This window comes from Ochrobactrum sp. S1502_03 (genome assembly GCF_044435015.1).
Lineage (GTDB): Bacteria > Pseudomonadota > Alphaproteobacteria > Rhizobiales > Rhizobiaceae > Brucella > Brucella chromiisoli.
The window spans coordinates 157,701-167,431 of sequence record NZ_JAYEXN010000005.1 but is presented as its reverse complement, the minus strand read 5'-3'; the positions used below and the strand labels follow the sequence as shown (position 1 = coordinate 167,431).

The following is a 9,731-nucleotide window of genomic DNA, read 5'->3' as shown; positions in this document are numbered from 1 at the left end:
GCGGTTTCAGTCCAGGCCATGTGATCCTCCGTAGTCTTGGTAAACCACAGAGAATCATAAACTCCTGAAATCGCTCAACTTAATTTTCGGTTCGGCTCTCAGGTTTAGAACCGAACGATGAATATTGAATCTGCCTTAAATGACGGTGCCAATGTCTTTGAACTCGCGCCAATTTCCCTGTGGCTTGAAGACTATAGCGGCCTGCGGAAGCAATTTGAGCAATGGCGCAAGCTCGGCGTGACAGATTTAAGAGCCTTCCTCAAAGAAGATCTCGGCCGCTTGCGCATCTGCACAAGCCAGATCCGTGTGCTCAAGGTCAATCGCAAAACGTTATCGCTTTATGAAGCACGCGACATCCACCATCTGAAGGAAAATCTGGAGCGTGTGTTCCGCGACGATATGGTTGATCCGCATATCGAAGAAATGGTTCAGCTCTGGAATGGTGACAACGCCTTTATGAGCGATACCATAAACTATTCTCTCGGTGGCAAGCGTCTCGATATTCAGCTTAAGGGCGTGGTTCTCCCCGGCCATGAAGAAAGCTGGGAGCGTGTTCTGTTGTCTATCGAAGACGTGACAGCACGCGAAGAAGCGCGGCGCGAGCAAAATAAGCATAAGCAGCACGCGGAAGGCCTGTTTGAGCATTCCCCTGTTTCGCTCTGGGTTGAAGATTTCAGCCGTATCAAACAGATGATGGACGATATTCGCGAGCGCGGCATTGTCGATTTTCGCATTTTTACGGATGTGCATCCTGAATTTGTGCGTCAGTGCATGAGCGAAATCCGCGTCCTTGATATCAATCGCGAAACACTCGAACTGTTTCTGGCGCCCGACAAAGCTACCTTGTTGCAGAACCTGCAAAATGTTTTCAAAGGCGATATGGAAACGAATTTCCGCGAGCAACTCATCGACCTTTGGAATGGCGTTCTGTTTCAGCGCCGCGAGGTCGTCAACTATGCACTTGATGGAAGCGAGCGGCATTTACTCTTGCAGTTTTCAGTGCTCCCCGGACACGAAAAAGACTGGTCGCTGGTTCAAGTCGCCTTGGCTGATATTACCGCGCGCAAAAAGGCAGAAGCCTATCTCGAATATCTTGGCAAACATGATGTGCTGACCAAGCTGCACAACCGCGCTTTCTATGTCGATGAACTCAATCGTCTTGAGCGCAAGGGACAGCCCCCAGTCTCAATCATCATCATTGACCTCAACGGCCTCAAGGCAGCCAATGACCAGCTGGGGCACGCCAGCGGCGATGGTTTGCTGCGCCGTATCGGTGAAGTGCTCAACGAAGCCGTAAAACTTCCCGGCCATGCTGCCCGTATCGGTGGCGATGAATTTGCGGTTGTGCTGCCATATGTTGATGAACGCGGCGCGGACGCGGTGATGGAAGATATTCGCCGGCTGGTCGATATCAACAACCAGTATTATTCGCAGCTTAAAATCGAGCTTTCGATGGGTGCCGCCACCAGTATGCCGGGTGAAAAACTGGAAACGGTTGCGAAGCGCGCTGATCTTTTGATATATGAAGACAAACGTAAACATTATTCAGCAGAAGCGCTGCGGAAATCGCAGCTTTCCTGATCAGTCGTCAAACTTTATCACGGTTTTACCGCGAGTGATGTCGCTCACCAGACGCGCCAGATCATCTTGTGCGGCAAGCGGCATCGCACCCGTTATTTCGACGCCGGTTGCGGTGAAGTTCTCGTTCGCAATCGTCACATTCTCAACAGCCGTCAGGCGCGCTTTTATAAGCGCATGATCAGAAAAATCACACGCCAGCGCAAAACCAATTACGGGGATGACTTCGGTCTTCACAGCCTGCCGAAGACACATGGCCGCCGTGCCACCATAAGCGCGCATTAACCCGCCACTGCCCAGCAGAATACCGCCAAACCAGCGTGTGACAACCACCACAATATTATCAAGCTGCTGACCGTCTATCGCTTGCAAAATAGGCTTGCCTGCCGTGCCACTCGGCTCACCATCATCGCTGAAGCGATAATTCTGTCCCATGCGCCATGCCCAGCAATTATGCGTCGCAGACAGATCGGAATATTCAGTCAGGAAATCCTTTGCCGCCTGTTCGTTCGCCACAGGAGCGGCAATAGCCAGAAAACGGCTCTTCTTGATCTCCTGTGTCATGGTTTCAATGCGGCTGATGGTGAACATGGCTATCCTGCTAACAGTATTTTTGCGGACTAGCATTTTACGTTGCGGATGACGACCCCTTATGGCTCTGTTAGCATTGCGTGCGTGCAAAGTTGGGTATAAGTCAAAACGCAAATGAGCAGCACTTTATAGCACTCATATTTTTATAATGACCAAGAGGCCGCCCATGTTCGATCTGATTGTAAGAAACGCCAATCTCCCCGACGGACGTGAAAAGCAGGACATTCTGGTCAAAGACGGCAAGATTGCCGATATTGTGCCATCCACGGGCGATCATCAGGCAGCCAAGGAAATCGACGCTTCAAACCGGCTGGTCACACCGCCTTTCGTTGATCCGCATTTCCATATGGATGCAACTCTGTCGCTCGGCTTGCCGCGCTTAAACCGCTCCGGCACATTGCTGGAAGGCATCGCGCTTTGGGGTGAACTCAAGCCCATGCTGACCGTTGACGCCATGGTTGAGCGCGCGCTTCGCTATTGCGATCTCGCTGTCAGTCAGGGCCTGCTTGCCATTCGCAGTCATGTCGATGTCAGCGATCAGCGTCTGCTCACGGCAGAGGCGATGATCGAAGTGCGCGAAAAGGTGAAACCTTATATCGACCTTCAACTCGTGGCGTTCCCGCAGGACGGGTACTATCGTTCGCCCGGTGCTGTCGATCTCGTCAATCGTTCGCTCGATATGGGCCTTGATGTTGTCGGCGGTATTCCACATTTCGAACGCACCATGGCAGACGGTGCAGCATCGCTAGAAGAACTCTGCCGCATTGCCGCAGAACGCGGCCTGCCGGTTGATATTCATTGCGACGAAACCGATGATCCAATGTCGCGCCATGTCGAAACACTGGCCGCACAGACAATGCGGTTTGGCCTTCAGGGCCGCGTCTCCGGCTCGCACCTCACCTCCATGCACTCCATGGACAATTATTACGTTTCCAAGCTCATTCCGCTGATTGCGGAAGCGCAGATGAACGCCATTCCAAACCCGCTCATCAACATCACATTGCAGGGCCGTGCAGATACCTATCCGAAGCGTCGCGGCATGACCCGCGTGCCGGAACTGATGGCGGCTGGCATTAACGTAGCCTTTGGCCATGATTGCGTGATGGACCCATGGTATTCTATGGGTTCGGGTGACATGCTGGAAGTCGGCCATATGGCTGTTCACGTCGCGCAGATGACATCGATTGAAGGCAAGAAACAGGTCTTCAACGCGCTCACCGTCAATTCGGCTAAAGCGCTGGGCCTTGAAGGTTACGGCCTTGAAAAAGGCTGCAATGCAGATTTCGTGGTGCTTCAGGCACGCGACGCGCTGGAAGCACTTCGCCTGAAAGCCAACCGCCTGATAGTCGTCAAACGCGGAAAAATCATCGCCGAAACACCACAACGCATCAGCGCACTCAACCTTGAAGGCCGTCCGTCTTCGGTTGACGGCGCAGATTATGCGCCACAGGAATAATATTCCCACAAAAATACGACGAAAAAGCAGTGCCTCTTTTTCAATCGTCTGATAAAAGCGCTTGAATTAACGGCAGATTCGTCTGAAATACGTGACGTTGCTCATAAGCCTCGCAAAAAGAGGCGGAGCAATCAGTCGCGCATAATTGCACGTCTACACATCACCCAAGAGGGGTTTCCATGACCACACCGTCCAAACTCACACGCCGCAGCGTTCTCGCAATGTCTGCGGCTCTCAGTGTAACAGCACTCTCCACCAGCGTTTTCGCGGCAGAAGAAAAGTTAAAAGTCGCAGGCATTCATGCATCACCTGTTGAAAATGCATGGAACTCGCGCCTTCATGAAGCGCTCAAGCAGGCCAATGACGACGGCGTTATCGAATATGTCTTTTCGGAAGGCGTTTCGGCCAGCGACTATCCGCGCGCCATGCGCGAATATGCAGAACAGGGCATCAAACTGATCGTCGGCGAATCCTATGCTGTCGAGCGTGAAGCGCGTCAGGTTGCAGCCGATTACCCACAGACCACTTTTATCATGGGCTCGTCCGGCAAGGAACAGGGCGACAATTTCGGCGTGTTCGGCACATGGAATTTTGAAGCGGCCTATCTCGCAGGAATGCTTGCGGGTGGCATGAGCAAGACCGGCACTTTCGGCTCGGTCGGTGCTATCCCAATTCCTGAAGTCAACATGCTTATCAATGCATTTCAGGACGGTGTGAAAGAAACCCGCCCGGATGCGAAGTTCAACGCTTCGTTCATCGGCACATTCTTCGATCCGCCAAAGGCACGCGAAGCTGGTCTCGCCCAGATCGACGCTGGCGCTGACATCCTGTTTGGCGAGCGTATCGGTACGGCAGATGCTGCCAAAGAACGCGGCATCAAAGCAATTGGTTCGCTGATTGATTACACGCCACGCTACCCGGATACCGTCTTTGCCAATGCGATGTGGAACTTCCGCCCGATCCTTGATGCAGCCGTTGCAGACGTCAAGGCTGGCAATCCAACCGGCAAGGATTACACGCCATTCAGCCTGATGAAGGAAGGCGGCAACGACATCGTTTACGTCAAGGGCGTTGCTCCGGCAGACGTCGAAGCCAAAATGGAAGCCCGTCGCGCCGAGATCAAGGCTGGCACTTTCAAGGTCGAGCCAAATCCGGCAGAGCCTAAGTAAGAAATTTCAGGACAGCAACGTGGCACTCGATATGAAGCAACAGGATGCAACAGCGCTCGCACTCGCGATTGCGAAAGGCGTTTTGACCGCACGAGAGGCCATGGATGCCGCGATTGAAGCCGCAGAAAAATGGCGCCCTCTGGGCGCCATTGCATATCTCGATGAAGAATTGGGGCGCAAAAATGCGAGTGCTTTTGATCACAAAGCGCCATTCGCCGGAGTGCCATCGCTGTTCAAGGACTTAGGCGGACCCTGCGCTGGACTTCCAATCCGGCTTGGTTCGCGCGCCTGTGCGAATGCACCGCGAGACCTTGATTCAGAACTCGCTGCGCGTTTGCGCAAAGCGGGCCTTAACTTTTTCGGCACGACAACCGTTCCAGAATTCGGCATGGCGCTTGCGAGCGAGCCGATAGACGGCCCCGTCGCTCGTCATCCGTTCGACGACACACTCTCGCCTGCCGGATCGTCGGGCGGTGCAGCCGCAGCCGTGGCAGCCGGTATTGTTTCAATAGCGCACGCAACCGATGCTGGTGGTTCGATCCGCGTTCCAGCGGCAACTTGTGGGCTGATCGGCCTCAAGCCAAGCCGTGGCGCTATGCCAGCCGGTCCGCATTTCGGCAATTATCTCGCAGGCATCGCAAGCGAATTTGCGCTTTGCCGTTCAATTCGCGATGCAAAGACTTTATTCCCGCTCGTTGCTGGCAACGCCGAAAGCTTCCTGCCTGATTTGGCATTCGTACCGGACACGAACCTCTCAAAATTGCGCATCGGTATTGTTTCGGGAGATTTGACCAAATATCCGGTAACGGAAGAGCGTCAACAAGTGGTTGAAGATGCAGCCCGCTTTCTCGAAGCGCAAGGCCACACAATTCGGGCGATCGATGCGGATGCTCTTTCCCCGCTCGTTGACACGAGTGCCACAGCTTTTGACCGGATCATCTCGGCCAATCTGGCATCGGCGATTGATGCATTCTCAATTGACGAAGATAAGCTTGAAAGACTGACGCAAGCCGTGGCATTGCGCGGACGCAGAATGAGCGCAGTCGAACTCTACGACGCCATGAATGGCGGCGTTATGACCGCCTATCAACTCTGGCAGATTTTCCATGACATTGATGTGTTAATAACGCCGATGCTGGCGCTTGGTCCGCAGCCGGTCGGCTCATATCCTATGGATCATGACGATGTGGACGCACATTGGCATAAGATGAATGCATTCGCGCCTTATGCGGCCTTGGCCAATATTTCCGGCTTTCCGGCGCTTTCCATGCCTTTTGGCACGGACGCAAACGGTATGCCGCTTGCAATTCAGTTGATTGCTCGTATGGGAGCGGACAATCTTCTCTTAAACCTGGGCGAGTTGATGGAAGAGGACTGTCGCTTTCAGCATAAATTTGGCGTTGCGGGGTTGAACGCATGACCACCACAGTTCTCGAACTGCAAAATATAACCAAACGCTTTGGCACGCTGACCGCCAATGACGCTATTTCGTTAAAGCTTGAGCGCGGCGAAATCCTCGCTTTCTTAGGCGAAAATGGCGCTGGCAAAACCACGCTAATGAACATTCTGTTCGGCCATTACGTGCCTGATGAAGGGCGCGTTTTCGTCAAGGGCACCGAAATCCCGCAGGGTAAGCCACGCGCCGCAATCGATGCGGGCGTTGGTATGGTGCATCAGCATTTTACACTGGCTCCCAATCTCACGGTTCTGGAAAACATCATCACGGGCACCGAAAGCCTCTGGAAACTAAAATCAGCGCATGGTGCAGCGCGAACGAAGATTTCGGAAATTGCCAAACGCTTTGGCTTGCAGGTCGATCCCGATGCACGGCTTGGCGATCTATCGGTCGGCGAGCAGCAACGCGTGGAAATTCTAAAAGCGCTCTACAACGATGCCGATATTCTGATCCTCGACGAGCCGACTGCCGTTCTGACCACACAGGAAGCCGAAAATCTGTTTGCGACATTGAAAGAAATGGCGCGTCAGGGCCTGTCACTCATCTTCATTTCGCACAAGCTGCATGAAGTCATGTCTGCCGCTGACCGTGTTGTGGTCTTGCGTGGCGGCAAGCTTGTCGCAGAACGCAAAGCGTCCGAAACCTCCAAGGAAGAGCTGGCTGAACTGATGGTTGGCCGCCGTGTTTCGCGCCCTTCGCGCGCAGCCGCCACCCCCGGCGAGACTTTGCTTGAAGCAAAGAATGTCACTGTGGTGGAAGATGGTGTGGCGCGCTTGACCGATCTTGATTTTCATCTGCGCGCTGGCGAAACCCTCGGCATCATCGGCGTTTCCGGCAATGGTCAGGCGGCGCTCGGCCGTCTTGTTTCCGGCCTCAGCCAGCCTGCCAGTGGCTCACTCGTTATGTTCGGCGAGGCGGTTAAGAAGTTTGATCCGCGTCAGTTTGTGGGAATGGGTGTTGGCCGTATCCCGGAAGATCGCAATGCGGAAGGCGCAATCGGCGATCTCACACTTTGGGAAAACGCTATACTTGAGCGCGTCCGCGATCGGCAATTTTCCAGTGGCATTCTGGTCAATCGAACGGCTGCGCGTGAATTTACCAACCGCATCATTAAAGATTTCGATGTGCGTGGCGGCACGCCCGACAGCCGCATTCGTCTGCTTTCAGGCGGCAACATGCAGAAACTCATTCTGGGCCGCAACCTTGAAACAGCCCCGCGCATTTTAATTGCTGCCCAGCCAACGCGCGGCCTTGATGAAGGTGCAGTCGCTGCCATTCATGCCCGCATTCTGGAAGCGCGGGCCAAAGGTGCTGCCGTGCTGCTTATCTCGGAAGACCTTGACGAAATTATCGGCCTTGCCGACCGCGTGCAGGCTATCGTCAAAGGAAAGCTGTCTCCACCCATTGATGCAGCCGAGGCCAATGCGCAAAGACTGGGCCTGATGATGGCCGGCGAATGGCAGAATAGTACTACGAAGGGGCTCAACTGATGCGTATTGAAAGACGCGAAACAAGGCCCATGGCTCTGGTGGCAACGGCTCCGGTTCTTGCGGTTCTCGCTGCCTTTGTGCTGGCTGGCCTGCTGATCGCAGCCGCGGGCGCCCCTGTACTTGAATCCTTTCGCCAGATTGCAATCGGCGCATTCGGTACAAAGCTTTCGATTACCGAAACACTGACCCGCGCGACCCCGCTGATGCTGACCGGCCTTGCTGCGGCTGTCGCTTTCCGCTCAAAGCTCTGGAATATCGGTGCCGAAGGCCAGTTCTATATGGGTGCACTGGCAGTTGTGGCACTTGGCACGCAATTAGCCCTGCCAGCGCCCTTACTCATTCCGCTGCTGCTGATCGTGGGTGCGATTGCTGGCATGATCTTTCTGCTGATCCCGCTCGGCCTTCGCCTGCGCTTTGGCGTTGATGAAGTCGTGACCACGCTGCTGCTCAATTTCGTGGCTGTTCTATTCGTTTCGATGATGATCGAAGGCCCGATGAAAGACCCGCTGGCTTTCGGCTGGCCGCAGTCGGAACCTGTACCGGATGCAGCCGTGCTGCCAAAAATCATGCCGGGCATGCGGCTCCATATCGGCATTCTGATTGCCATCGCGCTTGCGCTGATCATCGCCTATGTCCAAAAGCGCACCGTGTTTGGTCTTGAAACCAAAGCTGCGGGACTTAACCCGAAAGCCGCGCGTTTTGCAGGTGTACCCCTTGGCAAAACGCTGGTGAAAGTCGCCTGCATCTCCGGCGGCCTTGCAGGTCTTGCCGGTGCCATACAGGTCATGGGTGTCAAAGGCTATGTCACAACCGATCTGTCGCCGGGCTTTGGCTATTCCGGCATCATCGTTGCCATGCTTGCCAATCTGAACCCCATTGGTGCGATTTTTTCGGCCCTTTTTGCAGCAGCCATGTTCGTTGGCGCAGACGGAATGAGCCGCGCCATTGGCATTCCGAGCTTCATCGCCGATGTGACGGTTGCACTGTCGCTGCTCACCATGCTGGTCGCCCTCTTCTTCACCCAATACAGGATCGCCCGATGAACGAGTTGATGGATATCCTGCTTTCCGCTGGCCTCTGGGTATCGGTTCTGCGCATCGCAACACCGCTGATTTTCGGCACGCTCGGCGCACTTTATTGCGAACGTGCAGGCGTTCTGAATCTCGGCATCGAAGGCATCATGACCTTTGGCGCAATGATCGGCTGGCTGACCGTCTTCAACGGGGCAGATCTTTGGGTCGGCGTGCTGGCTGCTGCCGCATCGGGTGCTGTTTTTGGCCTGCTGCACGCAGCGCTAACCGTTCCACTCGGCCTGTCGCAGCATGTGGTCGGCCTTGGCATCACGCTGTTTGCGTCGAGTCTGAGCTATTTCCTGTTTCGTCTGCTGGTGCCATTGTCTTCCACACCACCGACAATCACACCGTTCCAGCCAGTCAATCCGTCTTGGCTTGCGGATATTCCGTTTATTGGACAGGTTCTCGGCACCCAGACAGCACTCACATGGATCGCCATTCCACTGGCACTGCTGCTTGGTTATGTGCTGTTTCGCACACCACTTGGCCTCGCCATTCGCATGACCGGTGAAAATCCACATGCAGCCGAAGCGCAAGGCATCAACCCGATCCGGGTGCGTATTTTCACCATCATGTTCGGCAGTGCATTGATGGCTGTTGGCGGCTCGTTTCTCACGCTCTCCGCGTTCAACTCGTTCTTCCCGACCATGATGCAGGGACGCGGCTGGGTGTGTATCGCGCTCGTCGTATTTGCCTCATGGAAGCCTGCGCGCGCACTTTTAGGCGCCTTGCTGTTTGCGCTCTTTGACGCGTTCCAGCTGCGTCTACAAACCGTTTACGGCAAGCTCGTGCCTTATCAGCTCTTCCTGATGATCCCATATATCATGTCGATTGTGGCGCTGATTGTTATGGCGCGCCGAGCACGCGTTCCACAGGCGCTGATGCAGCCCTATCGCCGCGGCGAGCGATAAAGAATAA

8 protein-coding genes are annotated in these 9,731 nt (G+C 54.6%); 7 read left to right on the top strand and 1 reads right to left on the bottom strand.

The window, feature by feature from the left end:
* The first annotated feature begins 117 nt into the window (after positions 1–117).
* Complete coding sequence (locus tag VBH83_RS06500) at positions 118–1,581, top strand: diguanylate cyclase domain-containing protein (RefSeq protein WP_396996848.1); 1,464 nt, start codon at positions 118–120, stop codon at positions 1,579–1,581.
* On the opposite strand, the gene VBH83_RS06495 is transcribed toward VBH83_RS06500, so the two are convergent.
* On the bottom strand, positions 1,582–2,169 hold the full coding sequence (locus VBH83_RS06495) for a YigZ family protein (RefSeq protein WP_265985136.1): 588 nt from the start codon (positions 2,167–2,169) through the stop codon (positions 1,582–1,584). It abuts the gene before it with no gap.
* A 166-nt stretch (positions 2,170–2,335) separates the two neighbouring features.
* Here VBH83_RS06495 and VBH83_RS06490 point away from each other — a divergent pair, with 166 nt between their 5' ends.
* From VBH83_RS06490 to VBH83_RS06465, 6 genes are all read left to right on the top strand, one after another.
* A complete protein-coding gene (locus VBH83_RS06490) occupies positions 2,336–3,625 on the top strand; it encodes an amidohydrolase family protein (RefSeq protein WP_265985135.1) in 1,290 nt (429 codons plus the stop codon).
* Positions 3,626–3,804: 179 nt separating this feature from the next.
* Positions 3,805–4,794, top strand: a complete 990-nt coding sequence (locus VBH83_RS06485; RefSeq protein ID WP_265985134.1) for a BMP family protein — start codon at positions 3,805–3,807, stop codon at positions 4,792–4,794.
* 31 nt (positions 4,795–4,825) lie between these two features.
* Entirely contained in the window at positions 4,826–6,214 is a 1,389-nt protein-coding gene (locus VBH83_RS06480; RefSeq protein WP_396996859.1) for an amidase, read from the top strand.
* A complete protein-coding gene (locus VBH83_RS06475) occupies positions 6,211–7,740 on the top strand; it encodes an ABC transporter ATP-binding protein (protein WP_396996845.1) in 1,530 nt (509 codons plus the stop codon). The genes VBH83_RS06480 and VBH83_RS06475 overlap by 4 nt, the downstream gene beginning before the upstream one ends.
* The gene (locus VBH83_RS06470) at positions 7,740–8,783 is read left to right on the top strand and encodes an ABC transporter permease (RefSeq protein ID WP_265985132.1); all 1,044 of its coding nucleotides are present in this window, start codon (positions 7,740–7,742) and stop codon (positions 8,781–8,783) included. The genes VBH83_RS06475 and VBH83_RS06470 overlap by 1 nt, the downstream gene beginning before the upstream one ends.
* Positions 8,780–9,724 carry an ABC transporter permease gene (locus VBH83_RS06465; RefSeq protein ID WP_396996842.1) on the top strand — a complete coding sequence of 315 codons (945 nt, stop codon included), beginning with the start codon at positions 8,780–8,782 and terminating at the stop codon, positions 9,722–9,724. Before VBH83_RS06470 ends, VBH83_RS06465 begins: the two co-directional genes overlap by 4 nt.
* Positions 9,725–9,731: the final 7 nt, after the last annotated feature.

Coding starts and splice junctions, on each gene's coding strand:
- VBH83_RS06500 (WP_396996848.1), top strand. CDS start 118: ATGAATATTGAATCTGCCTTAAATGACGGTGCCAATGTCTTTGAACTC.
- VBH83_RS06495 (WP_265985136.1), bottom strand. CDS start 2,169: ATGTTCACCATCAGCCGCATTGAAACCATGACACAGGAGATCAAGAAG.
- VBH83_RS06490 (WP_265985135.1), top strand. CDS start 2,336: ATGTTCGATCTGATTGTAAGAAACGCCAATCTCCCCGACGGACGTGAA.
- VBH83_RS06485 (WP_265985134.1), top strand. CDS start 3,805: ATGACCACACCGTCCAAACTCACACGCCGCAGCGTTCTCGCAATGTCT.
- VBH83_RS06480 (WP_396996859.1), top strand. CDS start 4,826: ATGAAGCAACAGGATGCAACAGCGCTCGCACTCGCGATTGCGAAAGGC.
- VBH83_RS06475 (WP_396996845.1), top strand. CDS start 6,211: ATGACCACCACAGTTCTCGAACTGCAAAATATAACCAAACGCTTTGGC.
- VBH83_RS06470 (WP_265985132.1), top strand. CDS start 7,740: ATGCGTATTGAAAGACGCGAAACAAGGCCCATGGCTCTGGTGGCAACG.
- VBH83_RS06465 (WP_396996842.1), top strand. CDS start 8,780: ATGAACGAGTTGATGGATATCCTGCTTTCCGCTGGCCTCTGGGTATCG.